This window comes from Polynucleobacter hirudinilacicola, from assembly GCF_002192535.1.
GTDB classification, from domain to species: domain Bacteria; phylum Pseudomonadota; class Gammaproteobacteria; order Burkholderiales; family Burkholderiaceae; genus Polynucleobacter; species Polynucleobacter hirudinilacicola.
Map to the genome: position 1 here is coordinate 470,827 of NZ_NAIA01000003.1, position 26,992 is coordinate 497,818.

Consider the following 26,992-nt stretch of genomic DNA (forward strand, 5'->3'; position numbering starts at 1 on the left):
TGACTTATGGCTGAAGTAGTTTGCCTCTGTAACGAGGTTCTTGATGAGGACCTGCGAGAGTACCTTGATACCCATCCTATCGACTCAATAGAGGAGTTGCGGGATCAGGCATCTATTTGTAATAAATGCATGCAATGCCAAGAATTGGTTGAGGGCGAGATCTATTTAGCCCGGGTAAGACGTCAGCGTGCAGCAGGACAGTTTTAATGACTCAAGATAGAAGCGCTCGTTTCACGGTCATGAGTATGAACGTGCACAAAGGCGTTTCTCCTTTGCATCGGCACTCCACTATTTATCAGTTACGCCAAAGGATGCGAAGCCATCATCCCGACTTATTGTTTCTTCAAGAATTACAACAAGAGCACCGAGGCAGGATTAGGCGATTTGGGCAGTGGCCATTAACAGAGCTAACTCACTTTCTGTCCGAAGATTTTTGGCATGATTGGCATTATGGAAAAAATATGGAGTATCCGGATGGTCACCACGGTAATGCGATTTTATCGAAGCATCCTTTGCGCAAGGGTCTAAATTACGATATCTCTGCCTATCGGTTTGAAAGACGAGGTTTATTACATAGCGTCACTCAACTAGATGGAGTGAATCAGCCAGTTCACTGCTTCTGTGTGCACTTAGCTCTATTTGAGCGCGGTAGAGAGCGCCAGCTAGAGCAAATCATTGGATATATTGCGGATTTGACGCAGAATGGTCCAACCATTGTCGCGGGAGACTTTAATGATTGGCGTAATCGTTTAGGTGCACCCATGAAAGAAGCTGGCTTTGAGGAAGTATTTGAGACCCTCACTGGCTCACCCGCCAAAACCTTCCCGAGCATTAGACCGCTATTGGCAATGGATCGAATTTATGTACGCGGGATGAAGATTCATTCTGCAGAAATTTTGCATGATTGGATGAGCTTATCTGATCATTTGGGTATAGCGGCAGAACTGGAAATCAAATGAACGACCTACTCAGTATTTTCTTGAAGCATATTTTCGAGCTCAACATCAATTGGCTCTTATATATTCACTTCATATTAGTCACGTACTTTATCGGCGTCATTATTTCTGTTAGAAGGCCAGTAGGAGTAGCGTTTGCCTGGATTTTTATTGTGATGACTTTCCCAGTTTTAGGAATTAGTTTGTATGTTCTCATTGGCGAACGCCCAGTTGGCCGTAAGTTAACGAAAAAAATTACCCGCATGAATCGTGAGTACACAAGTATTACTGAGAAAGCATGTCAAGACTATGCCGAGGACAGGAAGCAGATACCTTTGGAGGGCAGGGCCTTAAGTCTTTTGGCGGAAGCTAAGAATGGATCTCCTGTGGTTGCCGGAAATAAGCTTGAGCTACACACCGATTCCTTAGAGATCTTACAGTGCTTCATTGATGAAATAAATCAAGCCAAGAAAAGCTTAAATCTAGAGTTTTATATTTGGGCTTTAGGTGGATCTGCCGATGAGGTGGGGGAGGCAATGATAGCCGCTGCCAAAAGAGGCGTGGCATGTCGTGTACTTCTGGACTCATTGGGGAGTAAAGATTGGTTTAAATCGAAATGGCCGCGGCGTTTTCGTAATGCTGGCATTCAAGTCACTGAGGCGTTGCCAGTTCAGATTGGTCGATTTCAATTTAGGCGTGCAGATTTGCGCTTGCATCGAAAGATATTTGTGGTGGACGGCGCGATTGTGTGGACAGGCAGCATGAACTTAGTAGATCCACGTACATTCAAACAAGACTCAGGAGTGGGTGAGTGGGTTGATGCAATGGTGCGTGTTGAGGGTCCAGTTGCCGCGCAGTTTGAGCTGACCTTTGCTTTTGATTGGAGTGTAGATAATCCTAGCATTACTCACTTTAATGAGTGCATTCCTATCAAAGCGCCACATAAGGGTGCTGTTTTAGCTCAGAAGCTAGCGTCTGGACCTGTATATCGCGACGATATCTTGTATCAAGTTCTACTCTCCGCAATTCTTGATGCACAAGAAGAACTCACCATTACGACCCCTTACTTTGGACCGGATGATGGTTTGCTACAAGCACTCATGGCAGCCGCCAGAAGGGGTGTGAATGTCACTTTGATTATTCCAAAGTTAAATGACTCAACATTAGTAGCTTGGAGTAGTAAGAGTTATTACGGTGATTTGTTGCGGTCAGGAGTAAAGATTGCTGAGTTTCATGGTGGATTACTGCACACTAAGAGTCTATTGATTGATAAAAGAACCGCCATCTTTGGATCGGTTAACTTTGATCAAAGAAGTTTGCGTTTGAACTTTGAAATCAGCCTCATTGTGTATAACGAAGACTTCTGCATCAAGCTCCAAAAGCTTATTAACTCTTATTTAGAGAAATCAGATTATGTGGAACTTGCTGATTGGATAAAGCGGCCACGCTGGCATCATTACCTTGAAAATGCTGCCCATCTCACATCTCCGCTGCTTTAAATTGCGCCACTAGCGCGCATGCTGGCGATATCGGCCTCTGTTAAGCCTAACTCTTTCAAGATGAAGTCGGTATGTTCGCCTACAGCTGGAATAGGATCCATACGATAGTCGTAACTGTCATTGAGTCCCGGAGGTAGTAGCGCCGCAACGGGACCATTGGGTGTACCAACCTCTGTAAATCGATTGCGAGCTCTCAGCTGCTCATGCTTCCAAAGGCCCTTCATATCATTCAGATGGGCGTTGGCAATCTGAGCTTTTTCCAGTCTCGCAATCAGCTGTTCTGAACTCAGCTTGCTAAAGCAGGTATTGATAATCTCGAGTAATTCGACACGTTTTTCATTGCGTTTGAAATTTCGATCAAAGCGTTCATCTTTAGCAAGTAATGGGTTCTCTAAGACTATTTCGCAAAATTGCACCCATTCACGTTCATTCTGAAGGCCCAGCATGACAGTCTTACCGTCACCAGCTTTGAAAGGGCCATAGGGATAAATGGTTGCATGAGACGCACCGTTTCTTGCTGGTGGGTTCGCGCCTTTGTAGGCGTAGTACATCGGAAAACTCATCCACTCACCCAGGGCCTCTAACATGGAGATATCGATGACTGTACCCTTGCCAGTTTTTCCTCTTTGCAATAAGGCTGCCAAGATATTGGTATAGGCATACATACCTGCTGCAATATCGGCGATGGAGTTTCCAGCCTTGCTGGGTGTTTCGGGTGTTCCTGTAATAGAAAGAAAGCCCGCCTCACTTTGTATCAAGAGATCGTAGGCTTTTTTATCGCGATAGGGGCCGTCGTTGCCATAACCTGAAATAGCGCACAAGATGAGACCAGGATTTTCTTTTTGTAATGCTTCGGCAGTAAGCCCCATCCGAGCGGCCGCACCTGGAGCAAGATTTTGAATAAAGACATCGGCAGTCTTTAGTAGGCGCTTGAGTATTACTAAAGCTGAATCTTGTTTCAGGTCGAGGGTTAAGCTTTCTTTTGACCGATTAACCCATACAAAGTGTGATGAAAGTCCATCGACTTGAGTATCGTAGCCCCTTGCAAAATCGCCATCTCCAGGACGTTCAATTTTGATGATGCGTGCCCCCAGGTCTGCTAGCTGACGAGTGCAGAAGGGGGCAGCTATGACATGCTCTAGTGCAACAACAGTAATTCCATCAAGCGGGCGAATACTCATAATGGTCTATTAGAAAGATCTTGGTAGACCAAGAACATGCTCGGCTATGTATGAATAGATCAAGTTTGTTGAGATTGGAGCTACTTGATAGAGGCGTGTTTCTCTAAATTTGCGTTCCACATCGTACTCATTGGCAAAGCCAAAGCCACCATGAGTTTGTAAACATACGTTAGCAGCCTCCCAGGATGCTTTGGCAGCCAAGTACTTCGCCATATTTGCTTCGGGTCCGCAAGGCTCATGGTTGTCAAACAGCTCACAGGCTTTAAAGCGCATGAGATTAGCTGCCTCAGTTTCAATATAGCTATCTGCAATCGGAAACTGAATGCCTTGATTTTTTCCAATCGGACGATCAAACACCACGCGATCGTTCGCGTAACGCCGGGCACGATCAATAAACCAATAAGCATCACCAATACACTCAGCTGCAATCAACACACGCTCAGCATTAAGACCATCAAGAATGTATTTAAATCCTTGACCTTCTGTACCAATCAGGTTTTCTGCAGGTATCTCTAAGTTATCAAAGAACACTTCATTGGTTTCGTGATTCACCATATTGGCGATAGGCCTGACTTCCATGCCCTTGCCAATAGCATCTGCAAGGTTGACGATGAAGATCGACATCCCTTCAGATTTACGCTGCACTTCGCTAATGGGGGTGGTACGAGCTAGCAAAATCATGAGATCGGAATGTTGAATACGAGAAATCCAAACTTTTTGACCATTCACAACATATTTATCACCCTTTTTGACAGCAGTAGTTTTTAGTTTAGTTGTGTCGGTGCCGGTAGTCGGTTCGGTAACGGCCATACTTTGTAGACGTAATTCACCACTAGCGATTTTTGGTAAGTACATTTTCTTCTGCGCATCAGACCCATGACGCAGCAAAGTGCCCATGTTGTACATCTGCCCATGGCAAGAACCAGAGTTGCCGCCCGAGAAATTAATCTCTTCCATGATGACAGAGGCTTCTGCTAAACCTAATCCAGAACCGCCATACTCTTCTGGAATTAACGCGGCCAACCAGCCTGCTTCAGTCATTGCTTTTACAAAGGCTTCTGGGTAACCCCGCTCGTGGTCTACCTTTTGCCAGTAGGCTGAGTCGAACGTTCCGCAGAGGTCTCGTAAGGCCTCGCGCATATCCTGATATTGATCTGGTTTAGGAATAGGGTGATTCATGGAGGACTCGTTTTATGGTTTATTTTGTGATTTAGGCACTAGTTTAAGCAAGATTTGAAAATCCTGGAGAATGATCAAAATCAGGCGAAAATAGCCTCATTCTGAACTAAATATTCTGTATAGATAGATAAATAAGGGACATGAACTTTCAAATGCAAAAGAATCGCCAACAAATCCTTGCTGGAGTCAAAGTTTTAGAGTTGGGTCAACTCATTGCCGGACCCTTTGCCTCAAAGACGCTTGCTGATTTTGGAGCTGAGGTCATCAAGGTCGAGTCACCGGGCGTTGGCGACCCTTTACGTAAGTGGCGCATGCTTCATGAGGGCACCTCAGTTTGGTGGCAGGCGCAATCCCGTAACAAACAATCTATCTGCTTGGATCTACGCGTTAAAGAAGGCCAGGCAATTGCCAGAAAGTTAGCACTTGAGGCAGACATTGTGATTGAAAATTTTCGCCCAGGTACGCTAGAGAAGTGGGGCTTAGGCTGGGAAGAATTGCATCAAGTAAATCCAAAGTTAATTATGTTACGCATCTCTGGTTACGGTCAGGATGGCCCAAGACGTGATGAGCCAGGTTTTGCTGCAATTGGAGAGGCGATGGCTGGTTTGCGTTATATCACTGGCCACCCAAATGAGGTGCCGGTGAGAGCGGGCGTATCTCTTGGCGATACGATCGCGGGTTTACATGGCGCACTTGGAGTATTGCTGGCTTTATACGAGCGAGATGCTCGCAGTGGCCAAGGTCAAATGATTGATGTCGCTTTGTATGAAGCGGTATTTAATTTGACTGAGAGCCTACTGCCGGAGTATTCAGCTTTCGGTGCCATACGTCAGCCTGCAGGCGGCGCTTTGCCAGGCATCGCACCCTCTAATGCTTATCGATGCGCTGATGGGCAGTATGTATTAATCGCCGGCAATGGAGACTCGATATACAAGCGTTTGATGGCTTTAATTGGTAGATCAGATTTGGGCGAGGATCCTGCATTGGCCTTTAATGATGGCCGCGCCAAAAGAGTGGTTGAGATTGATGCAGCGATTAATGCCTGGACCCAAACCTTAACTCTTGATGAAGTGCTTAAAGGCCTGCTTGAAGCAGAAGTACCTTCAGGCAAGATTTATACCGCTAAAGATATCGCTGAAGACTCTCACTATCAAGCAAGGGGGGTGATTGAGACAGTTCGGGCTGCTGATGGCCTAGAAGTTCAGGTTCCCGGAATTATTCCGAAGCTTTCTCAAAATCCTGGACTCATTCGTTATCGCGCTCCTACATTAGGAGAGCATACTGATGAAGTGCTTAAATCTGCTGGCCTCACTGAAGAACAAATTACGACTCTGAAAAAATCTGGGGTTCTCGCTTAATGGATCAAGCACTCCAGTATTTTTTCGGATGGTTTGGTTTGCCATCCGTTGGATTGCCTGCCGTATTCATCAGCGCCTTTGTTTCAGCAACATTACTTCCCGTAGGTTCCGAGCCAATTCTTTTTGGATACACCACTCTTAATCCAGACTTGTACTGGGTTGCAATCTTTGTTGCAACCATTGGTAATACCTTGGGTGGAATGTTTGATTGGTGGCTTGGATTGATTTCTCGAAATAGCTTTGAATCCCTAAAAGGCCCTACCCATAGCAAAATGCAATCTTGGCTTGAAGAGCGGGGTCCTAAGATGCTTTTGCTTTCTTGGCTGCCCGGTTTTGGAGACCCTCTTTGTATTGCGGCTGGTTGGCTCCGCTTGGCTTGGTTTCCGTGCTTGATCTACATGTTCATTGGAAAACTACTGCGCTACCTCACTATGACGTGGCTACTCACCTTAGTTCCGGATAGCTATTGGCACCAATTGGGGCATTGGTTGCATCTGATCTAAATCTATTCGTTGTATTCTACGTTTTTATTATTTCAATCGTTGAGAATATTGATATGTCTTCTTTAAAAGGTAAAACAGCCCTGGTAACAGGATCTACTAGCGGTATTGGCTTAGGTATGGCAATTGCATTGGCTAAGCAGGGCGCCAACATCATGGTGAATGGTTTTGGTGAGAAAGATGAAGCGATCGCCAAAATCAAAGCCTGTGGTGTAGAGGTGGATTACCACGGTGCAGATATGAGCAAGCCAGCCGAGATCGCGGATCTGATCCAGCAAACTGAAAAACGTTTTGGTTCGTTAGATATCTTGATCAATAACGCTGGCATTCAATACACATCTAATATTGAAGAGTTTCCAACAGATAAGTGGGATGCCATTATTGCGATCAACCTGAGCTCTGCATTTCATACAACCCATCATGCATTACCTGGTATGAAAAAACGAAACTGGGGCCGCATTATTAATATTGCCTCTGTACATGGCTTGGTAGCTTCTACGCAAAAATCTGCTTATGTTGCAGCTAAGCATGGAATTATTGGTTTGACCAAAGTCACCGCTCTTGAGAATGCGCGAACTGGCATTACCTGTAATGCAATTTGTCCAGGCTGGGTATTGACCCCCTTGGTTCAAAAGCAGGTAGATGCAAGAGCGGAGCGAGAAGGCATCTCCAACGATGCAGCGAAGACTGCTTTAGTCTCTGAGAAGCAACCATCTGGAGAGTTTGTGACTCCAGAGCAATTGGCTGCTTTGGCAATATTCCTCTGCGGTTCAGATGCATCTGAAGTGCGTGGGGTAGCTTGGAATATGGATGGTGGCTGGGCTGCGCAATAAGCCTAGTAAGAAGCCTCACCTACGAATGCCAGCAGGTCATCTTGCTGGCATTTTGTTTTGAAACTTCAGCTTTGGCAGGGCGCCTCATAAACGCGATCTACTTTACCTGCCATTAATAGTTGACTTGGTAATGTGCGGCCGAACAATAATTGCAAATCTTTTGAACACGCTAACAATGTATCGATCTGCATATTGGTCTTAAAGCCCATGAGATCTAACATGTGCACCAACTCTTCAGTACAGATGTTGCCGGTGGCTCCTGGTGCGTAAGGGCAGCCTCCTAAGCCACCTAGTGAAGAGTCAAAGCGATCAATGCCGCTATTGACAGCAGCGAGAGCATTAGCGAGCCCCATCCCACGGGTATTATGGAAATGAAGTGTCCATTGCAGCTTTGGATATTTGATTTGTACTGCTTCACAAACGGCTTGTACCTGAGCAGGATTGGCCATGCCTGTAGTGTCACAGACGGTAATGCCGCGTACACCAGCATCAGCAAAACGATCCACCCAGTGCATTAATTCTGATAAAGAAGTGATGCCTGCCATGGGGCAACCAAAACTAGTAGATAGAGAAATGTTTGCAGCAGTATTGTTCGCATGGGCTAAATCAATCACAGAAGCGAGCCCTTTGAACGAGTCTTCACGACTCATTTTGAGGTTAGATTGGTTATGCGCTTCGCTAACTGACATGACTAAATTAAATTCATCTACGCCAACGCTCAATGCACGCTCGGCACCCTTGAGGTTCGGAATAAGAACGGTGTATTCAACACCGGGTACTCGATCAATGCCGCGCATGACTGCTTCAGCATCAGCAAGCATCGGAATGGCTCTAGGGCTAGTGAAGGAGGTCACTTCAATTTTGGCGTATCCAGCACGACTTAAGCGATTAATCAGGTCAATCTTTTCCTCGGTAGGGACAAACTGACTCTCCGCCTGAAATCCATCCCGAGTGACTACCTCTTGAATGTAGATTCGTTTTGGGTTTTGGGAGGATAGGGCGCTAGTCATATTGAAGTACAGATTTGATGCCCAAACTGGGCTGAGCCTCTATTTTAAGTATGATTTCTGAAAATTTGCCTGGCCAAACAAAAAAGTCAGAATAGTCTATAGTTACCCCAAAATACCGCATTTTTATTGGTTAATTTAATTAGAAGGAACGCAAATGGAACACACCCTACCGCAGTTGCCGTACGCTCTTGATGCTTTGGCACCCTATATTTCTAAGGAAACCCTGGAGTATCACTATGGGAAGCATCATCAGACCTATGTAACTAATTTAAATAATTTGATTAAGGGGACTGAGTTTGAAGCTGCAACCCTTGAGGAAATTGTAAAGAAATCAGCGGGTGGCGTATTTAATAATGCCGCTCAAGTTTGGAATCATACGTTTTACTGGATGGGTATGAAGCCAAATGGAGGGGGTGCGCCTTCTGGCGCATTGGCCGACGCAATCAATGCTAAGTGGGGCTCATTCGATAAATTTAAGGAAGAGTTTACAAAGTGCGCCGTTGGTACCTTTGGGTCTGGTTGGGCTTGGCTAGTTAAGAAGTCAGACGGAAGTCTCGATCTTGTTTCAACAAGCAACGCTGCTACACCTTTAACAACCGATTCAAAGCCTTTATTGACTTGTGATGTCTGGGAGCATGCTTACTACATCGATACCCGCAATGCTCGTCCAAAATATTTGGAAAACTTTTGGAACTTGGTTAACTGGGATTTTGCTAGCAAAAATTTTGCTTAATTCATGAGATCTATAGAGAAAATCATATGACTTCAATCTTGACCTCTTTGGGACGTACTGTTTTAGCTGGTTTCGTACTTCTCATTCTCATCGTCCTTGCTTTGGGCGGCAACTTTAGCTCTGCCGAATTACCATTCATCTTCCGTTGGTTGCATGTGATGTTTGGTGTGATGTGGATTGGATTGCTCTGGTACTTTAACTTTGTGCAAATTCCTTCAATGCCCAAAATTCCTGACGAGCAAAAGCCAGCAATTGGTAAAGTTATTGCTCCAACTGCATTGTTTTGGTTCCGTTGGGCGGCGCTCCTTACTGTGCTCACTGGTTTAATCGTGGCAATCGTCAATGGCTATGCACATCAAGCCTTCACATTGCAAGCTCCATTCCGCGCAATTGGTTTGGGCATGTGGATCGCTTTAGTGATGGCATTCAATGTTTGGTTCATCATTTGGCCAAATCAGAAACGCGCCCTTGGAATCGTTGCTGTTGAACCAGATGTGAAGGCAAAATCTGCTCGTGTTGCAATGCTGACTTCCCGTTTGAATACAGTACTCTCAGTACCAATGTTGTTCTTGATGGTTGCTCAGTCACACAACACAACTTGGTTTGTGATCGTTTCTTAATCACCTCGTTGTGATAAATAAAAAGGCCCGCATTGCGGGCCTTTTTATTTCATCAGCTTCAAAAGTAAGTTCATCAAACTACTGGAGTATTGGCGGTAACTCTTTTGTTAGGCTTGCTCGTTGCGAGGTGGCCGTACCCATTAAGGCAAAGCCTAGTAGCTTGCCGTCAGCAGCTTCAAAGCGGGCTTCGATACCACCTTCTATTGCGGTAGTCTTCCACTGACCCTGGGCGCCTTTAGCCGGTGGTGAAACTATAGTTGGTAGGGCGGGGGTTTTTACCATGACGGGCATTGCTGGGTAGCTAAGCGCCGTCACTTGTCCAAGTAGTGTTGGCGCCAGCGCTCTTGCAGATTGCATGATGGGCATGACATATGGGAGCACTAAACCTTCAACCTCTGCGCAATCACCAAGTGAGTAAATATTTTTGTGGCTAGTTTCTAGCTCACGATTCACTTGAATACCTAGGCCTGTCTTAATGCCGGCTGCTTTGGCTAAGTCAATCCGTGGTTTTAGGCCAACCGCAGACAGTACAACATCACATGAGATAGAGTTGCCATTAGCAAGACTAATTTCAATAACATTTCCATTGCGATTGATGGCTTGAGCAGTGGTGGAGAAGTGCCAGCGTACTCCCGCAGTACTGAGTTTATTTTGTAATTCTTTTGCTGCGGCTTCAGGCAATAAGCGGCCTAGTACTTGGGATGCCAAATCAATTACATCAACCTCATAGCCGCCCAATACCAAGTCATTGGCAAACTCGCAGCCGATTAAGCCAGCCCCAAGAATTGCTACCTTCTTTTTATTTGCAATGGCGCCTCTGAATTTAGCGTAATCCTCTAAGTCATTCACAGTGAGAACTTCATTGGCAGCGCTACCTTCCAACGGCAGCTGAATTTGATCAGCACCTAAGGCCAACACTAGCTTGTCATAAGAGAGGACGCCTTTGCTTGTTTGCAATGTTTGAGTTGCGACATCAATTGCGGTGACATCAGTCTCAGCAAGAATATTAACTTCTAATTGCGTTGCCATGCCTTCGGACGGCGTAGAGATGAGTTGAGCAGCTTCTTTATTGCTTGCAAGAGCAGTGGAGAGCATTGGTTTGGAGTAAAAATAACCAGGCTCTCGGGTAATTAAGGTGATGGGTGCTGTTTTGTCTAGTTTGCGAATTTCACGAATCAGGGTGTATCCAGCCAAGCCACTGCCAATAATGACAATGCTGGAAGATTGAGATGTATTTTGGGTCAAAGCTAAGCTCCAGGCGGATAAAGGATGAGTCAGAAGTGCAGTATCAACTGATCTTAGCCTACTTGAACCATCTCAAAGTCAGACTTTGATACGCCGCAATCTGGACACTCCCAGCTATCAGGGACGTCAGCCCAAGCGGTGCCGGGCGCAATACCCTCGCTTGGTAAGCCTTGAGCCTCATCATAAATAAAGCCACACACGATACATTGCCAAGTTTTCATATTGATTTCCTTAATATCAGGCCTCAATTTTAAATTTAATCTGAATTTTTTTCTTGAGATGGTTGATTTAGCCAAATTCAGCAAAAATCATCAATTCTTGTTAGAGTGACCGATCTCATACTTATTCGCAAAAGGATTCAGATGTCAGGTAAAGAAATCATGTTCACCCCGATTGCTCTTGGTGCAATTCAGTTAAAAAATCGTCTCGTAATGGCACCATTAACGCGGATGCGCGCAGTCGCTGGCGATGTTCCAAATCCTTTGGCAAAGACCTATTACGCCCAACGTGCGAGTGCTGGCTTAATTATTACCGAGGCAACGCAAATTTCTCAGCTAGGCATGGGATATCCAGCAACACCGGGTATTTATTCTCCAGCGCAAACTGCTGCCTGGAAAGAGATCGTTGAAGCGGTTCATGCTAAGGGTGGGGTGATTGTTGCGCAACTATGGCATGTGGGTCGTATTTCTCATTCTTCATTACACCCAGAGCAAGGTGTTCCGGAAGCACCTTCTGCGATTGCTGCTGCAGGACAAACTTATGGCGCTGATTGGAAGCTACATGACTATGAGACTCCCAAGGCAATGAGTCATGAGGATATTGCTCGCTTGCTCAAAGAGTTTGAGGCTGCTGCACAAAATGCTAAAGCAGCCGGTTTTGATGGTATTGAAATCCACTCTGCTAACGGTTATTTATTAGATCAATTCTTGCAAGACAAGACTAACCAACGTACTGATCAATATGGCGGCTCCGTAGAAAATCGCCTGCGCCTTTTGGGCGAGGTGATAGAGACTGTCAGCAAGGTATTCTCGAGCGATCGCGTAGGTGTTCGTCTCTCCCCTTACGGCAGCTTTAATGATATTGCTGATAGTGATCCGATTGCCCTGTTTACTGCGGCAATCAAAAAATTAAATAGCTACAACTTGGCTTATGTACATATGATCGAGCCAAGAGCAACTGGAGCTGGCGGTGGAGATAAGATGAATGATGAGGCACCAGTCACATCAGAGCTCTTCCGCGCAATTTATGAAGGTAAATTTATTACTGCGGGCGGTTACGATCAGGCTCTTGGTGAAAAAGTGCTTGAGGAGGGCTTGGCTGATGCGGTTGCCTATGGCCGGATTTATATCGCTAATCCTGATTTAGTAGAGCGCTTCAAATTGAATGCTCCCCTGAATCCATATAACCGCGCAACTTTCTATGGCGGTCAAGAAGCTGGGTATACCGATTACCCAGCGCTTTAAGTCAATTCGATTTGACGCAATAAACCCTGCTTTTAGTAGCGGGGTTTATTTTTTGTCTTCAGGATCTTTTAGCAGATCATAGTGATTGGCAACTAGCAATAAAGCAATGGATGCGCAGCCCATGGCAAAGAACTGCCATTGATGCAGCATTGCTGTGCCTATAACAGTCATTAAAATTGTCCAGCCGACGGCCATCTTCGCTTTTTTTGAGAGCGGCTTCATATTCTATTAACCCTTAAGTATTCGCTTTAACTTTCTTTAACATACAAGGAAGTGAATCGTTCTTGAAGATGTAATGTTGCCATAAAGTCGTCAAGCTATTTATGGCAGCTAAAAAGTCTGTGGTTTTAAGTAGGTTTAATGTGGAGCAGCTCGCCACTAATTTAGCCTAACTTTAGCGCTGAGTTCGTTGGCAGCACCTCTTTTATCGACCTGAGATAGTCTGAGAGCTTCAGTTTCAAAGTCGAGCTGGCCGGGATGAAATTGATCATCGTTTTGTAAGTCGATCACATAGGTCCAGACAAGCTCACGACCACGGTTCTTAAAGACATCAACTACACGTTTCATATGTACCGCCTTTGTGGTGATGCTTAATTGCTGGCTGGGGAGGGGGTTTCAGTCTTAGTCTGCATGCTTAATGCCTTCTTCAGTGTAATCAAGTTTCGTGGCTCAATCCGAATAACGCCACCTCGAGGACTATCAATGTCTGCAATCAAGAAAAACGAGACAGCAACAACAAAAGGGAAAATCATAAAGAGGGCAATATTCTTCTGAAAGTTACGCGCTCCAAATCCAACCAATAAGTTGGCACAGACGGCGATGGCCGCCATGAGTATCCAGGCGGTACTAGGAATGCGATTCCACCACGCAGCTTGCACATATCCTTGTGAATTGAGAACATCATTCATGCCCGAGACCACCAGTGCAATCGTTGCAGTTTGGTTGCTGCGAGCAGTCGGTAAAATCTCATTCCATAGATCATTCTGTAGTTGATCCGTCTTTAGACGGATGACCTTGATTTTTTCGCGCTCTTGTTTTGAATAGAACAGAATACGTTGATCTAAGTATTGCATGAGTAAATCTTTAGTAACCTGGCTTGCTTTAGGGGGAAGTAGGTCTGCCCGCAAATATTCTGTGCCAATCGCATTTGCTTCACCTTCCTCCAGAGTCTCCCGTAGGTCATGACGATCAATTGCCATGGAAAAGGTAAAGCCAATCAAAAGTGCCAACAAAGTTAATGTGGCTGTTTGGATGATGCCCAGATCTTCAGAGGTTTCAGTATCTTTGGTCCGATAGCGACTGAGGACTACGTTGCCAAACCAAACGCAAAATGCAAATACTAGGAATGCAATTCCGAAAACAAGTAGAGGGTTATTGAGTATGGAGCTAATTTAAAAAGTTCCTGGATACAAAATATCTTTAGTGACATTCTGGATATCACGATGGCCGGTAAATGCCATAGTGATATCTAATTCATTCTTAATAATTTCAAGGCACTTGGTAACGCCAGCTTCACCCATGGCGCCTAAGCCATACAAAAATGGGCGACCAATCATAGTGCCGCGAGCACCTAAAGCCCATGCCTTTAGAACATCTTGGCCAGATCGAATACCGCCATCCATCCATACTTCAATATCTTTACCAACAGCTTCCACTATTCCCGGAAGAGCTTGAATACTAGAGACAGCGCCATCCAATTGACGGCCACCGTGATTGGAAACAATTAGGGCATCAGCCCCAGAGTTTGCAGCCATGCGCGCATCGTCCTCATCCAAGATACCCTTGATAATGAGTTTTCCGCCCCATAGTTTTTTAATCCACTCCACATCACTCCAGCTTAATCCTGGATCAAATTGTTCTGCAGTCCAGGAAGAAAGGGAGGACATATTTCCTACGCCGGTTGCGTGCCCCACAATGTTGCGGAAAGTTCTACGTGGTGTCATCGCCATTCCAAGACACCAGCGTGGTTTAGTGGCCATATTGATCATATTGGTGATCGTAAGCTTAGGAGGGGCCGAGAGGCCGTTCTTGAGATCTTTATGACGCTGACCCAAAATTTGGAGGTCGAGAGTCAGAACTAGGGCTGAGCACTTCGCAGCTTTTGCACGCTCAATTAAGCGCTCAATAAAACCGCGATCTTTCATTACATAGAGCTGAAACCAAAATGGTTTAGTTGTACGTTCTGCCACATCTTCAATAGAGCAGATGCTCATCGTGGATAAACAAAAAGGAACGCCAAATTTTTCTGCAGCTTTAGCGGCCAAAATTTCACCATCAGCATGCTGCATCCCCGTAAGTCCAGTTGGCGCAAGCGCTACTGGCATCGTGACTTCTTGACCGACCATGGTTGTTTTGGTTGTGCGGTTAGTCATATCAACGGCAACGCGCTGACGCAACTTGATCTTCTGAAAATCAGATTCATTGGCACGATAGGTAGATTCCGTCCAAGATCCTGAATCTGCATAGTCATAGAACATCTTGGGGGTGCGTTTTTTGTGGAGTATCCGCAAGTCTTCGATATTGGTAATGATTGCCACAATGTATCCTTCGGTTGAATGCCTTTTATATGAGACATTTATCTAATTAAGCTCTATCTTAGCAATACCAAGGATTTGTTTCTACAATGCTATGGTATCCCTCGATTGGGACCCTAAATCCCTAACCACCACCTCCTTCATGCCTCAACTGAATCTCGCAACCATCTCTTATTTACTGATTGCCACTGCTTTATGGGCTGGTAATGCGATCGCTGGGCGTGTTTTGGTAGCTAGTGCCGCTGTTTCACCTATTACCCTCAGCTTAGTGCGTTGGGGTTTAGCGGCATTACTGTTGCTGCCATTGGGCTGGAGAGTGTTTTCACCTAGTAGTGCTTTATGGCAAAACAAGAAGCGCTTTGTCTTGTTGGGCTTATTTGGTGTTGGAAGTTACAACGTGCTTTTATATCTAGCGCTAAAAACTTCAACAGCCATCAATGTCACCTTAATTGGCGCCAGCATGCCCATCTGGATGTTGCTGATTGGCGCCTTTTTTTATCAAACCAAACCTGGACTATTACAGTTAGTTGGTGCAGTTGTCTCGCTATTTGGTGTGGCAATTGTATTAACGAGAGGTGATTTGTCGACTTTGCTTTCAATGGAGATGGTGCTTGGCGACTTATTAATCATGTTGGCGACGATTACCTGGGCTTTTTATAGTTGGATGTTAAGTCGACCTGGTGTGAGCACTGAGCGCCAATGGCCTTGGGCTGAATTTTTAATGGCGCAGGTTTTTGTGGGCTTATTGTGGACTGGATTCTTTGACGTTTTTGAGATTGCCGCTGGTCAGGCATATTTAGAGCTCAATCTTTGGACAGCATCATTGATTCTCTTTGTCGCAGTTGGCCCTTCACTGATTGCTTATCGTTGTTGGGGATTGGGTGTGAATGGGGCAGGGCCTACGGTTGCCGCTTTCTTTGCCAACTTCATTCCTTTATTCACGGCAATCCTATCTACCGCTATGCTGGGTGAACCACCGAGGCTCTCTCATGGTCTGGCATTTGCCTTGATCGTGATTGGGATTGTCATTTCTTCGAGAAAAAAGCAGCAGTAAAAAGCGGCAAATGCTCAAAAAAGGCCTTCCTAATGCGGTTTTTTGAGGATTGCCCAAAAAGGCCTCTAAATCAGTATCATTTAGGGCTAATTACACAATTCCTAGGAAATTACTATGCCAGGTTTACTCCCCAACGTTGATCCAGATGGTTTATTAGAGTTCTCAGTCGTTTATACCGACCGCTCCTTAAATCACATGTCTGAAGAGTTCAAGCGGGTGATGGTTGATATTTCAGGCGTGCTCAAAGATGCTTATAACGCGAGCTCTGCTGTAATCGTTCCTGGTAGCGGTACATTTGGCATGGAGGCTGTAGCCCGTCAATTTGCCAACAACCAAAAGTGTTTGGTTCTACGTAATGGCTGGTTTAGCTACCGTTGGACACAAATTTTTGACCTAGCCAATATTACGAATGACGTTACCGTTATCAAAGGTCGTCAGTTGGAAGCATCTACTCAGGGTGTATTTGCACCAGCACCGATTGAAGAGGTAGTGGCTTTCATTAAGAAAGAAAAACCAGCAGTAGTTTTTGCGCCTCACGTAGAAACCTCAGCAGGCATCATCCTGCCGGATGACTATCTCAAGGCAGTTGGTGAAGCCGTTCGCTCTGTAAATGGCTTGTTTGTATTAGATTGCATCGCTTCAGGTGCAATGTGGGTAGATATGAAGGCCTGTAATGTAGATGTGGTGATTACAGCACCGCAAAAAGGCTGGAGCAGCTCCCCATGCTGCGCACTGATCGCACTTGGTGATAGAGCGCGCGAGCGTATTGATGCTACTCAAAGCACTAGCTTCTCGATGGATCTCAAAAAGTGGATGCAGATTATGGAAGCCTATGAAAAGGGTGGCCATGTGTATCACACGACAATGCCTACCGATGCGCTCAAGATCTTACGCAATGTCATGAAAGAAACTCAGTCACTAGGCTTTGCAGCCTTAAAGGCAAAGCAAGTAGAGTTGGGCACTAAAGTGCGAGATTTATTGGTATCTAAAGGCTATCACTCTGTTTCTGCTAAAGGATTTCAAGCTCCTGGCGTAGTGGTGAGCTATACCAAGGACCCAGATATTCAATCTGGTAAGAAATTTATTGCATTGGGTTTACAAACTGCTGCAGGCGTTCCTTTGCAGTGCGACGAAAGACCAGACTTCCGTACATTCCGTATCGGCTTATTTGGCTTGGAGAAGTTAGCCCACGTAGATCGTACGCTTGGCCATCTCTCAGCAGCCTTGGAGAAGATTACCGAGGCAGAAGCTCAGCCTGCGTAGTAGCTTTCCGCGTTCAATTAAGGCCATCTGATGATGGCCTTTTTCTTTTTACCTTGCCAGTGGATTGGGAGTGGCTTCGCCAATCTTATAAAGTGTGTTCTTATCAATGTGATGGAACAGTTTTTCTTGATCTTTGATTTTTAAGACTGTGTCTTGCTCATACGACCAAGTCCCATCCGCATTAATTTTTACTTGAATATGAAACTCTACTGTTTTAAAAGCGTAGTCTAAAAAGGGGCTAGAAGAAATTCCCGCACATGGGTCACCTTCTTTGGCATGTAGCTCAAATTGTTTATCGCTAGACCTTGCCTTGCCGCAAGCCATTGTTGTCATACCCCGAGGAATCGTGAGCGTATGAATGATGCTGTCGGTTGCTGGCTCCCAGAGCCAATAGCCGACCTGGTCATGGTAGGTTTTGACTTGATCGGGCTTTGTGATGTGAGTGTGATATCGCAAACCATAAAATAATTGTGGACCATTGGTTTGGGGGTCAATGGGCTGGAGTTCAATATGCTCAACGTAAGCTTGTTCTTTTGGACCACCTGCTTTGGGTTTGAGGTCCGTTCCTCGCACACCTTCCCATATGCCTGCCATACCAGTAAAGGGTCCCAGGTTTTCTAGGGTATTGATGGAGTATCCCTGTGGTTCGGTGAAGATATCCTTTGGAAAATCATGCATTACAGACCCTTTCAAAATGAAGCATTTAGAGTAAATTTTTGAGTATTATCAAATTATCCATAAACCATCTTGGAGAATTCCATGATTGCTCGTATTGTCCGCTTGTGTCTGGCCACTCTTATTTCTGTAGCTATTAGCATTTCTCCGATTTCGGTGATGGCTGCTGATCCAGCCCCTGGAGCGACACCCGCAACTGCTCCAACAGAAGCTCCGGCAAATAAGGCTACCGAGAAAAAAGCTCAGAAAAAAGCCAAGAAAGAAAAGAAAGCCGAGAAAAAACCAAAGAAGAAGTCAAAGAAGAAATCGAAGTCTGCTACAGACACAGCCACTTAGCAATCATTTACCCCTTCATCAATTTAGGGGCTCTGTTTTATCAAGGTCATCGAGTTCACTAGAGTTCGGTGACTTTTTTCTTGGACTATCTTTGCGAACCAACAACCACATTGCCGCAATTACTAAAGTCATTCCGCTAATCTGAATCCAGGTGATGGGTTCTGACAAAATAAAATAACCCATAAAGATAGTTGATACTGGACCTAATATTCCGGCTTGCGCTACTAGCGGTGAGCCAATACGGTTTATAGCCACCATAATCAGTAACATCGGGATCACAGTACACAGACCGGCATTGAACAGGCTTAACCAATAAATTTCTTGGGTTTGCTCGAAAATCGCGCTTGGGTTGTAAAACGATGACTGTATTAAGCTAAAAAATGCAGAAGCGGTACTCGCATAGACTACTAAGCGCACGCTGCCAATACGCTGAACCATTTCACCTGAGCCAATCATATAGGTTGCATAGGAGCAGGCGCTCCCGAATACTAAGATCATGCCGAGCCATGCGCTCATGCCGGTAGAACTTGCATCCTGAATAAAGACAATGAACACACCAAGGTAACCTACTACTAGCGCATACCACTGCAATCGAGAGATCGTTTTATGCAAGACAAAATACGATATGAGAAGCACGATCGTTGGTGTGAGGTACAGCACAATTCTCTCAAGACCAACAGAGATATATTGCAGTCCAAGAAAGTCTAAGTAACTCGACAGAAAGTAACCTAAAAAGCCTAAGAAAACTAACTTCAATCGATCGAGCCATATCAGGGGGCTCATTACTTTTCTGCGAGACTCCCACCAATAGATTATCCAGAACATGGGGAGTGCCATCAGCATTCGTAAGGCTAAAAGCGTTTCTGAATTAGCGCCATAGCCAAAAGCAAGTTTGATGAGAACAGCTTTTCCAGAGAAGAGCATTGAGCCAACTCCAGCCATCAAGATGCCATAGAGGTAGCGACGATGGTGATATGCTGCGCTTGCTGATTGCATAAGACTTTATAGCAGCTTATTTAATAAGCTTCTCATCTCCAAGATGGTTTCTGAGGGGGTTAAACCAATTGGGCCAACACCTTGACGAACTAGACTGTCAGCTGCTGTTGCATGCAGTTGTATGGCAATACCCGTAGATTCCCATAAGTTGAGTTGGTGGCGAACCCCCTGGGCTGCGATCGCGGCAATACTTCCCGTGAGAACGTCTCCCATACCTCCAGTGCCCATGCCTGGATTGCCTTCTTGGCACTGGAGGGCAGGGTGTTTGGGCGAGCCAAATAAAGTGTGCTGACCCTTGAGGACAACAATACACTGCGTCAGTGTAATTAACTTTTCTAAAGTGGCTAAGCGATCAGATTGAACATTCTCTGTGGCAATACCGAGTAGTTTAGCTGCTTCGCCTGGATGCGGCGTCAGCACAACTTGATCGGGAAATTGTTGATTACGATTTTGTAATGCCGATAAAAGATCTTTTGATTCTGAAATCAGATTGAGTGCATCTGCATCAATTACTAAAGGGATACTTGGGTATTGAAGTACTCCCATGAGTAATATAGAGGCAAGAGCAGACTTACCAAGTCCTGGGCCAATGGCGATGACATCAGGCTTAGTAATTTCTAAGACCTCATCAATCTGTGCACTTGCTAATCGAATCATTAGTTCAGGAGACTCTGGGCACGCTTTTGCGGATGCAGGATCTAACATTTCTAGAATCGTCCAGCCCGCACCTAGATACAGGCAGGCATTGCCAGCAAGTAAAAGGGCACCTGCCATCCCTGGAGCACCGCCTATTAAAAGAGCTTTACCTGCATTGCCTTTATGTTCACTAGTACCGCGTTTTAAGAGCTTGGCTAATGCAAAAGTGTCCAGTTTTGAGGGTGGTGAGGTCATATTAGTAGTGTCGCCCTGATTGGGGTGTTTGAACTCATTGTAAGAGAGAGTATGCTGAAAGTATGAAGATCCAATTTCTTGGTGCTGCTGGTGAGGTTACTGGTTCACGTCATTCTGTAGAGATCACTCTTGCCAAAAGGCAGAGGCGCTTTATGGTTGACTATGGAATGTTTCAAGGTGGGCGAGAGGCTACGAATAAAAATATAGAGCCCTTACCATTCTCACCCAAAGATCTTGATTTTATAGTGCTGACGCATGCACACATTGATCACAGTGGCTTATTGCCCCGTTTGTGCGCCCAGGGATTTAGCGGCCCTATTTATTGCACTACCGCCACTTTTGAGTTGTTAAAAATTTTGCTACCGGATAGCGCGTATTTACAGCGTGCTGATGTTGAGAGAGCAGAGCGCAAGCAGAAGGCTGGAAAGTGGCGCGGGGAAATGCCCATAGCCTTATATTCTCGTGAAGAGGTAGATCTCGCTTTATCGCAATTTACAGTTTTGGAATATGGGCAAGTAGTTGAGGCAATCCCAGGTATTCAATTAGAGTTTCGCAATGCAGGGCATATTCTGGGGTCAGCAATAGCCATCATAGATATCGCTGAAGATCATGCCCAGAAAAAACGCTGTGTTTTTTCGGGAGACATTGGTATGAAGGGCAAAGTTCTGATGCCTGACCCCGACGTTATTACAAATGCTGATGTGCTACTTGTTGAGTCAACTTATGGGGATCGACAGCACCGTAGCTTGCAAGATACTGAAGATGAATTAGTGCAGGTCATTTCATCCACAATGACTGCACACGGCAATATTGTAATGCCTGCCTTCGCGGTTGGCCGTACACAAGAAATTTTATTCCTCTTGATTGATCTTGTGAGAAGAGGGCTCCTGCCACATTTAAGTATTTGGGTAGATTCACCTATGGCAACTGCTGCCACTCATTTGACTCAGCATTTCTTTTCACAGTTAGATAGTCAGTCTCAGGCAACATTTGAATGGTTCAAGGCCAATCCAGAATCTGTCGATTTACGATTTATCGCTGATGTTGAGGAATCTAAGGCGCTTAATAAAATCAAAGGCGGCGCTATCATTATCTCGGCAAGTGGCATGTGCGATGCTGGACGCATTGTTCATCATTTGGCTAGTAATCTACCGCGCGAGCAAAACGCCATCATCATTACGGGATTTCAAGCGTATGGAAGTCTAGGTAGACGCCTGGTGGATAAAGCTAAGAAGGTACGCTTATTTGGTGAGGAGGTGCTCGTGAAGGCATCTATCCACACCATCGGAGGATTATCTGCCCATGCGGATCAGGCTGGCTTGCTAGATTGGCTGAAGGGATTTGAGGTTCCGCCTAAATCAGTCTTTGTAGTTCATGGTGAGCCCGAGTCTTCCTCGGTATTTGCTGAATGTATCCGAGATGAATTGGGCTGGAAAAACGTCATCATCCCCGAACGCCTACATACCTACTCTTGTTAGGCTAATGATCAGATCCTGCTTATATTGATTGGCATAAAAAAACCGCGGCGGACCGCGGTTTGATTTGGCTGAAGAAAAAATTACTTCTTAGCATCTGCTGCTGGAGCTGCTGGAGCGGCTGCTGGAGCTGCTGGAGCGGCTGCTGGAGCTGCTGGAGCGGCTGCTTTCTTAGCGTCCTCCATGTGAGCTGCTTCTGCGCCATGCTTTTCGCCGCCCATATCAATGTCGCCGTCGCCTTTGATGAGTAAATAGGCTGTGGCACTAATTAATACCAGTACCATGATGATGATTGCACGGTTGCTCATTGCTTTTCCTTCAGTTTGGTTGAAATTAGCCCAATATTAACCCTTGTTGAAGCCGGGGTAAATCCCAACTAGCCCTAAGAGCCTCTTCAGCGGGCTTTATTAGGTATTAATACTAAGTTTTGGGCAGGGTGATTGGGTCTTATTGCCATAAATGTAAGGGGTAAGATGGGCATGACACTGATACCTAAGGTAAGCATATGAGTTCAAAGCTCCCCATTAATAACGCCCAGACCATTACGGATTTTTTAAGTCTAGAGCCACATCAAATCTCGGAAGAGAGTTCGGAAGAGTCTTATAAGTTTGCATTTGATGACGAAGCATTTTTAGCGCGCAGAGAAACGATTGGAATTCGTTTTGAATTGGAGTTATTGAAGCCAGAAATTTTACTCAGCGAGCACGGCATTGATCACACCATCACAGTCTTTGGCTCAACGCGTTTTGTTAGCCATGAAAAAGCCTTGGAAATGGAAAAGAGCGCTCAGACTGCTGATGAGAAAGCTAAAGCAAATAAAGCCTTACTGCATTCTCGCTATTATGAATCTGCTCGTGAGTTTGGTGCCATGGTTGCCCAGTACAACAACGTCCAGACTGAGGACTCTAATAAATTACATATTTGTACTGGTGGCGGACCCGGAATTATGGAGGCTGCTAATCGCGGCGCATTTGAGGCAGGGGATAAAACCATTGGCTTTAACATTAGCTTGCCACGAGAGCAGCACCCTAATCCATATATCAGTCCAGGTTTAAGTTTTCGTTTCCACTATTTTGCTTTGCGTAAGATGCACTTCATGCTGCGGGCAAGAGCAATCGTTGCATTCCCAGGCGGATTTGGCTCCTTTGATGAGCTCTTTGAGGTACTCACCTTAATGCAGACTAAAAAGGTAACGCGCTTTCCAGTCATTCTGATAGGTAAAGAGTTTTGGAGTCAGATGGTCCATTTTAAAGAGATGATTGAGTTTGGCGTAATTGATGAGGGCGACATGAAAGTGATCCACTTTGCTGAGACGGCAGAAGAGGCCTGGGCAATTATCAGAAATCACTATCAATTAAGTTGATAGAGCCTAACCAGTCAATCACTTCGCCTGTAAAATACGCTAAAGCCTAATCATGACTCCACAAGACGCCAGCATCGCCTCCTCTCTAGATTTACCCAGCTACTTACTAGGTGCTGTCATGCTATTGCTGGTGATGATTTTTCATGGCCTTGTACTGCTGCAAATTGCCAAACGATACGAAGTCAAATCTTTTTTGTATTTGGCTGAAAAGAAGTATTCAGAAGTTAGTCTTAGTTTCTACATCAGCATTTTTTGTTTATTCTTAACGCATATCGCTGAAATTATTATTTGGGGTATTGCTCTGTATGCTTTCAAACTAGTCCCGGCCTTAGGTCAAAGTATTTTATTTAGCGGCAGCACTTATACCGCTATGGGGTTCATGGAAGATATCCTGCCTGAAGGCTGGAAAATGTTGGCTGTCATTATTGCCTTCTCTGGTATGTTTGCTTTTGCCTGGACTGCCTCGGTCATGATCTCCATGACAAAAAACTTTCGGCAAGCCTATACCAAGCATCACATGGAAAAACTCAATATTTCTTCTGAAATCATTGATCGTTTTAAATAGAGCATGACTAAGACATGGGATGCCGTCATCATTGGCGGAGGAGCAGCCGGCTTGTTTTGTGCCGGGGTAGCAGGTCAACTAGGAAAAAAAGTATTAGTTCTTGATCATGCTCCAGTATTGGGTGAGAAGATCCGCATTAGTGGCGGTGGTCGCTGTAACTTTACTAATGTACACAGTAGTCCGGCAAATTTTCTTTCTTTAAATCCCCATTTTGTCAAAAGTGCGCTTGCTAAATATTCATCAACAGAATTTATCAAGCTAGTGAGCACCTACGGCATTGCTTATCACGAAAAGCATCAGGGGCAACTCTTTTGTGATGACTCTGCCAAGCAAATTATTGAGATGCTGATGTCAGAGTGCGCTAAGGGTAAGGTCAGTATCCGTAATCCCGTTTCGGTTGAGTCTATTGCCCAAGATGCAACTGGCTGGAATGTCCATACCAATGCGGGAATTGAAAAAACTAAGGCAGTGGTGATGGCTACAGGTGGTTTGCCGGTTCCAGCAATTGGCGCTACTGCTTACTCATTGGACATCGCAAAACAATTTGGGCTTGAGGTAGTAGACCCAAGACCTGCATTGGTGCCGCTATCCTTTACTGCAGATACCTTCGGCAATCTGAATGATCTAGCTGGCCTAAGCGTTCCCGTCAGAATTGCCTCGGGCTCAAAAGGCCATCGTTATGGCGCCTGCCGATTTAATGAAGACTTGCTCTTGACCCATAAGGGCTTATCGGGTCCAGCGGTTTTGCAGGCAAGTAGCTATTGGGTTGAGGGTGAACCGATTCATATTGATTGGCTCGGTGCCATTGAGGTGGAGGGTGGATTTAATTGTGATGCGTTATTTAATGATGATGACAATCGTTTAAAACTTGCTGAGACCATACTGTCTTCTGTTTTGCCGCAGCGCTTAGCCAAAGCCTTTGCTGAGCAAAGAAATCTCGGTGGTCGCAAATGGGCTGAGGTATCCAAGAAAGATCGTCAAGCCCTGAAGGAGTTACTCACCAATTGGTCCGTGAAGCCTGCTGGGACTTTGGGCTGGAAAAAGGCCGAGGTCATGTTAGGTGGTGTAGATACTAAAGATCTGGATGGTCAGACCATGATGTCACGTGCACATCCGGGGCTATTTTTTATCGGTGAGTGTGTTGATGTTACTGGCCACTTGGGTGGGCATAACTTTCAATGGGCTTGGGCCAGTGGTTTTGTCTGTGCCCAAGCGCTATAAGTTGCTATTTCTTTAGTAGGCCTAATGTAAAGTGTATCTAAGAAAATTTAATATCTGAACTCTATGCTTAAGCCTGTAAAAATGATCCAGACACTGCTGCTCAGCGTTATGCTGGCAATGACCTTTCATGCGCAGGCTGCCTATCCTGATAAACCCATCAAAATTATTATTGGCTTCCCAGCGGGTGGTCCATTAGACGCTCATCTTCGTCTTTTAGTTGAGCGCTTGCAATCTGCTTTAGGGCAAACCGTCATTGTGGATTACAAGGCTGGGGCTGGTGGTACGGTCGGCGCACAATTTGTAGCGCAGTCTCCACCAGATGGGTACACACTTCTGTTGGCCAATACTGGAACAATGGTGATTAATCCAGCCATCTATACTAAGGCGCCATACGACACTCTCAGAGATTTTCAGCCGATTGCCAGAACTGCGCAACAGCCTTTGGCTTTGATTGTGAATAAAGATGTGACTGCCAATTCTTTAAAAGAATTTGTTGCTTACGCTAAAGCCAATCCTGGAAAACTCAACTACGGTTCGGCTGGTAATGGCGGGATCTCTCATCTTGTTCCCGAGATGCTAAAAAGTGAAACTGGTATTTTCATGGTGCATATCCCATTCAAGGGAAGCGCGCCAGCATTCACAGACTTAATTGCTGGGCATGTTCAATTTATGGCAGAGTCAGTTCCTCAAGCTGCAAACTATGCCAAACAAGGCAAGGTAAAGGCGCTGGCGGTTACTAGTGCCAAACGCAATCCTGCATTACCAAATACTCCAACCGTGATTGAAACAGGTGTCGCTAATTTAGAGGTGGTTGGGTTTTATGGAATTTTGGCGCCCAAAGGCACGCCAGCAGATGTCACAATGAAATTAAGTCAAGCTTTTAAAGAGACGCTAGAGTCTCCCGATATACAAAAGAAAATGATTGAGCAGGGAGCTGATCCAGCCTATCTCAACGCAGATCAGTTTACGAAATTTCTAACTGCAGAAATGCCACGCTGGGCAAAAGTAGTGAAGCAGGCTGGCGCTAAATTAGATTAACTAATTAGCCTGATTTCTCATCCAGTCAGCAGTATTAAAGAGCGACTCTTCTAACTGCTTAGCGACATTACCCTCAATGCCACATTCTTGAAGTGCTTGATACATACAAGCTAGCCACTGATTTCGTTCATTTAAGCCGATCTTAAAGGGGAGATGTCTGGCTCTCAGCATGGGGTGGCCATATTTGGGTGAATAAACATCTGGGCCACCCATCCAACCGGTTAGGAAGAGCTTCAGCTTTTCTCGAGAGCTGGAAAGATCTTTAGGGTGCATAGCCCTCAAATCAGAAAAATCAGGCTCTAGAGCCATTAAATCGTAGAAGCGGTCGACGATCTCATCGACTCGATCGATGCCACCGATTGCCTCATAAATTGTCTGTCTTTCTGTCATATTGTCATTTTAATGCCTTAAATTAGGGGGAAATTGGCAGTTTGCTAATTTCGGTATAGAGTTGAAGTGAAGACTTTCAAAAACCCTTATTGATAGGAGCTCAAAAATGGATGCAAAAGAATTGCAAAAATGGCAACGTGAAAAAGCTAAAGAAATGTTTGATTACTCGCATACGCTATTAGAGGCTGCGAAGAAGCTCAGCGAGCATCATCTTGCAGAGATGGAGTGGGGCATGAAAAATGCCTTGGAGAGCGCTAAGTCAGCTGCTAAGAATGATTTGGCAAAGCTAAAAGACTTGCAGGAAGAGGCTGCTAAAGAGGCTGCTAAACGCGCAGCCACTTATCAGAAGAAAGTGAAATCTGTTTTAAAGGATCTCGGTGATAGCGCTGCAGATGAGACAGAAAAGCATCTAGAGAAAGTTCGCGCTTCTTTAGTAACCTGGCTTGAAGACGCTGAAAACAAAATGCCTGCACAGGCAGATAAGTTATCAAAAGTGGTTCATGAGATGTCCACCACTGGACAGAAGATGTTCAAAGAAGGTCGTCGTATCGTAAATGAAGTTGCAGATGCTGCTGAAAAGAATATTGACGATATGGTTAAGAAATCTTCGGGTTCAAAGAAAAAGTCTGACTAAT

General features: G+C 45.2%; 32 protein-coding genes. 18 read left to right on the forward strand and 14 right to left on the reverse strand.

All coding sequences use genetic code 11. From position 1 onward, the window contains the following. Positions 1-6: 6 nt before the first annotated feature. The 3 genes from B6A14_RS06480 to cls are packed head-to-tail and all read left to right on the forward strand — an operon-like array spanning position 7 to position 2,434. Entirely contained in the window at positions 7-207 is a 201-nt protein-coding gene (locus B6A14_RS06480; RefSeq protein WP_087909685.1) for a (2Fe-2S)-binding protein, read from the forward strand. After that, a complete protein-coding gene (locus B6A14_RS06485) occupies positions 207-959 on the forward strand; it encodes an endonuclease/exonuclease/phosphatase family protein (RefSeq protein ID WP_087909686.1) in 753 nt (250 codons plus the stop codon). Before B6A14_RS06480 ends, B6A14_RS06485 begins: the two co-directional genes overlap by 1 nt. Beyond that, positions 956-2,434, forward strand: coding sequence for a cardiolipin synthase (cls, locus tag B6A14_RS06490; protein ID WP_087909687.1), 1,479 nt, complete (start codon positions 956-958; stop codon positions 2,432-2,434). Before B6A14_RS06485 ends, cls begins: the two co-directional genes overlap by 4 nt. On the opposite strand, the gene B6A14_RS06495 is transcribed toward cls, so the two are convergent. Further along, positions 2,431-3,615, reverse strand: a complete 1,185-nt coding sequence (locus B6A14_RS06495; protein WP_087909688.1) for a CaiB/BaiF CoA transferase family protein — start codon at positions 3,613-3,615, stop codon at positions 2,431-2,433. The genes cls and B6A14_RS06495 overlap by 4 nt on opposite strands. Positions 3,616-3,624: 9 nt before the next feature. Further along, positions 3,625-4,794, reverse strand: a complete 1,170-nt coding sequence (locus B6A14_RS06500) for an acyl-CoA dehydrogenase family protein (protein ID WP_087909689.1) — start codon at positions 4,792-4,794, stop codon at positions 3,625-3,627. A 140-nt stretch (positions 4,795-4,934) separates the two neighbouring features. On the opposite strand from B6A14_RS06500, the gene B6A14_RS06505 reads away from it, so the two are divergent. The 3 genes from B6A14_RS06505 to B6A14_RS06515 are packed head-to-tail and all read left to right on the forward strand — an operon-like array spanning position 4,935 to position 7,485. Next, a complete protein-coding gene (locus B6A14_RS06505; protein WP_236635681.1) occupies positions 4,935-6,152 on the forward strand; it encodes a CaiB/BaiF CoA transferase family protein in 1,218 nt (405 codons plus the stop codon). Continuing rightward, the gene (locus B6A14_RS06510; RefSeq protein WP_087909690.1) at positions 6,152-6,655 is read left to right on the forward strand and encodes a YqaA family protein; all 504 of its coding nucleotides are present in this window, start codon (positions 6,152-6,154) and stop codon (positions 6,653-6,655) included. The genes B6A14_RS06505 and B6A14_RS06510 overlap by 1 nt, the downstream gene beginning before the upstream one ends. Positions 6,656-6,708: 53 nt before the next feature. Beyond that, entirely contained in the window at positions 6,709-7,485 is a 777-nt protein-coding gene (locus B6A14_RS06515; RefSeq protein ID WP_087910301.1) for a 3-hydroxybutyrate dehydrogenase, read from the forward strand. A gap of 65 nt (positions 7,486-7,550) precedes the next feature. Here the strand turns inward: B6A14_RS06515 and B6A14_RS06520 are convergent, their stop codons facing one another. Continuing rightward, positions 7,551-8,495: a hydroxymethylglutaryl-CoA lyase gene (locus tag B6A14_RS06520; RefSeq protein ID WP_087909691.1), complete on the reverse strand. Its 945-nt coding sequence runs from the start codon at positions 8,493-8,495 to the stop codon at positions 7,551-7,553. A gap of 154 nt (positions 8,496-8,649) precedes the next feature. Between B6A14_RS06520 and sodB the strand changes: the two genes are divergently transcribed. Further along, positions 8,650-9,228 (forward strand): superoxide dismutase [Fe], encoded by a 579-nt coding sequence (sodB, locus tag B6A14_RS06525; RefSeq protein WP_087909692.1) that lies wholly within the window; start codon positions 8,650-8,652, stop codon positions 9,226-9,228. Positions 9,229-9,254: 26 nt separating this feature from the next. After that, positions 9,255-9,848 carry a urate hydroxylase PuuD gene (locus B6A14_RS06530; protein WP_087909693.1) on the forward strand — a complete coding sequence of 198 codons (594 nt, stop codon included), beginning with the start codon at positions 9,255-9,257 and terminating at the stop codon, positions 9,846-9,848. Between the two features lie 78 nt (positions 9,849-9,926). On the opposite strand, the gene B6A14_RS06535 is transcribed toward B6A14_RS06530, so the two are convergent. Together B6A14_RS06535 and B6A14_RS06540 are read right to left on the reverse strand one after the other, a co-directional pair. Beyond that, complete coding sequence (locus B6A14_RS06535; RefSeq protein WP_087909694.1) at positions 9,927-11,093, reverse strand: NAD(P)/FAD-dependent oxidoreductase; 1,167 nt, start codon at positions 11,091-11,093, stop codon at positions 9,927-9,929. 53 nt (positions 11,094-11,146) lie between these two features. Further along, complete coding sequence (locus B6A14_RS06540; RefSeq protein ID WP_087909695.1) at positions 11,147-11,314, reverse strand: rubredoxin; 168 nt, start codon at positions 11,312-11,314, stop codon at positions 11,147-11,149. A 141-nt stretch (positions 11,315-11,455) separates the two neighbouring features. Between B6A14_RS06540 and B6A14_RS06545 the strand changes: the two genes are divergently transcribed. Further along, entirely contained in the window at positions 11,456-12,556 is a 1,101-nt protein-coding gene (locus B6A14_RS06545) for an alkene reductase (RefSeq protein WP_087909696.1), read from the forward strand. A gap of 45 nt (positions 12,557-12,601) precedes the next feature. On the opposite strand, the gene B6A14_RS10260 is transcribed toward B6A14_RS06545, so the two are convergent. The 4 genes from B6A14_RS10260 to B6A14_RS06560 form a co-directional block, all read right to left on the reverse strand. Beyond that, the gene (locus B6A14_RS10260) at positions 12,602-12,778 is read right to left on the reverse strand and encodes a hypothetical protein (RefSeq protein WP_161484699.1); all 177 of its coding nucleotides are present in this window, start codon (positions 12,776-12,778) and stop codon (positions 12,602-12,604) included. Positions 12,779-12,934: 156 nt separating this feature from the next. Further along, positions 12,935-13,123: a hypothetical protein gene (locus B6A14_RS06550; protein WP_087909697.1), complete on the reverse strand. Its 189-nt coding sequence runs from the start codon at positions 13,121-13,123 to the stop codon at positions 12,935-12,937. Positions 13,124-13,146: 23 nt separating this feature from the next. Next, on the reverse strand, positions 13,147-13,947 hold the full coding sequence (locus B6A14_RS06555; protein ID WP_201721511.1) for a bestrophin-like domain: 801 nt from the start codon (positions 13,945-13,947) through the stop codon (positions 13,147-13,149). Next, positions 13,948-15,093, reverse strand: coding sequence for an alpha-hydroxy acid oxidase (locus B6A14_RS06560; protein ID WP_087909699.1), 1,146 nt, complete (start codon positions 15,091-15,093; stop codon positions 13,948-13,950). It lies immediately after the preceding gene. Between the two features lie 139 nt (positions 15,094-15,232). On the opposite strand from B6A14_RS06560, the gene B6A14_RS06565 reads away from it, so the two are divergent. Further along, positions 15,233-16,144: a DMT family transporter gene (locus tag B6A14_RS06565; RefSeq protein ID WP_087909700.1), complete on the forward strand. Its 912-nt coding sequence runs from the start codon at positions 15,233-15,235 to the stop codon at positions 16,142-16,144. 114 nt (positions 16,145-16,258) lie between these two features. Then, positions 16,259-17,407 carry an aminotransferase class V-fold PLP-dependent enzyme gene (locus tag B6A14_RS06570; RefSeq protein WP_087909701.1) on the forward strand — a complete coding sequence of 383 codons (1,149 nt, stop codon included), beginning with the start codon at positions 16,259-16,261 and terminating at the stop codon, positions 17,405-17,407. Positions 17,408-17,455: 48 nt separating this feature from the next. Here B6A14_RS06570 and B6A14_RS06575 read toward each other — a convergent pair whose 3' ends face one another. Further along, positions 17,456-18,085, reverse strand: coding sequence for an FABP family protein (locus B6A14_RS06575; protein ID WP_087909702.1), 630 nt, complete (start codon positions 18,083-18,085; stop codon positions 17,456-17,458). 81 nt (positions 18,086-18,166) lie between these two features. Here B6A14_RS06575 and B6A14_RS06580 point away from each other — a divergent pair, with 81 nt between their 5' ends. Next, on the forward strand, positions 18,167-18,418 hold the full coding sequence (locus tag B6A14_RS06580; protein ID WP_087909703.1) for a protein tyrosine phosphatase: 252 nt from the start codon (positions 18,167-18,169) through the stop codon (positions 18,416-18,418). Positions 18,419-18,436: 18 nt separating this feature from the next. Here the strand turns inward: B6A14_RS06580 and B6A14_RS06585 are convergent, their stop codons facing one another. Further along, positions 18,437-19,414 carry a DMT family transporter gene (locus B6A14_RS06585; RefSeq protein WP_087909704.1) on the reverse strand — a complete coding sequence of 326 codons (978 nt, stop codon included), beginning with the start codon at positions 19,412-19,414 and terminating at the stop codon, positions 18,437-18,439. Positions 19,415-19,420: 6 nt separating this feature from the next. Next, positions 19,421-20,305 carry an NAD(P)H-hydrate dehydratase gene (locus B6A14_RS06590; RefSeq protein WP_087909705.1) on the reverse strand — a complete coding sequence of 295 codons (885 nt, stop codon included), beginning with the start codon at positions 20,303-20,305 and terminating at the stop codon, positions 19,421-19,423. 62 nt (positions 20,306-20,367) lie between these two features. On the opposite strand from B6A14_RS06590, the gene B6A14_RS06595 reads away from it, so the two are divergent. Then, positions 20,368-21,783 carry an MBL fold metallo-hydrolase RNA specificity domain-containing protein gene (locus B6A14_RS06595; RefSeq protein ID WP_087909706.1) on the forward strand — a complete coding sequence of 472 codons (1,416 nt, stop codon included), beginning with the start codon at positions 20,368-20,370 and terminating at the stop codon, positions 21,781-21,783. An 80-nt stretch (positions 21,784-21,863) separates the two neighbouring features. On the opposite strand, the gene B6A14_RS06600 is transcribed toward B6A14_RS06595, so the two are convergent. Continuing rightward, the gene (locus tag B6A14_RS06600) at positions 21,864-22,088 is read right to left on the reverse strand and encodes a hypothetical protein (protein WP_087909707.1); all 225 of its coding nucleotides are present in this window, start codon (positions 22,086-22,088) and stop codon (positions 21,864-21,866) included. 197 nt (positions 22,089-22,285) lie between these two features. Between B6A14_RS06600 and B6A14_RS06605 the strand changes: the two genes are divergently transcribed. From B6A14_RS06605 to B6A14_RS06620, 4 genes are all read left to right on the forward strand, one after another. Next, positions 22,286-23,143: an LOG family protein gene (locus tag B6A14_RS06605; protein ID WP_087909708.1), complete on the forward strand. Its 858-nt coding sequence runs from the start codon at positions 22,286-22,288 to the stop codon at positions 23,141-23,143. A 52-nt stretch (positions 23,144-23,195) separates the two neighbouring features. Next, the gene (locus B6A14_RS06610) at positions 23,196-23,708 is read left to right on the forward strand and encodes a hypothetical protein (RefSeq protein WP_087909709.1); all 513 of its coding nucleotides are present in this window, start codon (positions 23,196-23,198) and stop codon (positions 23,706-23,708) included. A 3-nt stretch (positions 23,709-23,711) separates the two neighbouring features. Then, the gene (locus B6A14_RS06615; protein WP_087909710.1) at positions 23,712-24,929 is read left to right on the forward strand and encodes a BaiN/RdsA family NAD(P)/FAD-dependent oxidoreductase; all 1,218 of its coding nucleotides are present in this window, start codon (positions 23,712-23,714) and stop codon (positions 24,927-24,929) included. A gap of 81 nt (positions 24,930-25,010) precedes the next feature. Then, a complete protein-coding gene (locus tag B6A14_RS06620; RefSeq protein WP_236635683.1) occupies positions 25,011-25,967 on the forward strand; it encodes a Bug family tripartite tricarboxylate transporter substrate binding protein in 957 nt (318 codons plus the stop codon). On the opposite strand, the gene B6A14_RS06625 is transcribed toward B6A14_RS06620, so the two are convergent. Beyond that, complete coding sequence (locus B6A14_RS06625; protein ID WP_087909712.1) at positions 25,968-26,357, reverse strand: group II truncated hemoglobin; 390 nt, start codon at positions 26,355-26,357, stop codon at positions 25,968-25,970. Between the two features lie 106 nt (positions 26,358-26,463). Between B6A14_RS06625 and B6A14_RS06630 the strand changes: the two genes are divergently transcribed. Continuing rightward, positions 26,464-26,991, forward strand: coding sequence for a hypothetical protein (locus B6A14_RS06630; protein ID WP_087909713.1), 528 nt, complete (start codon positions 26,464-26,466; stop codon positions 26,989-26,991). The last annotated feature ends 1 nt before the right edge of the window (position 26,992 follow it).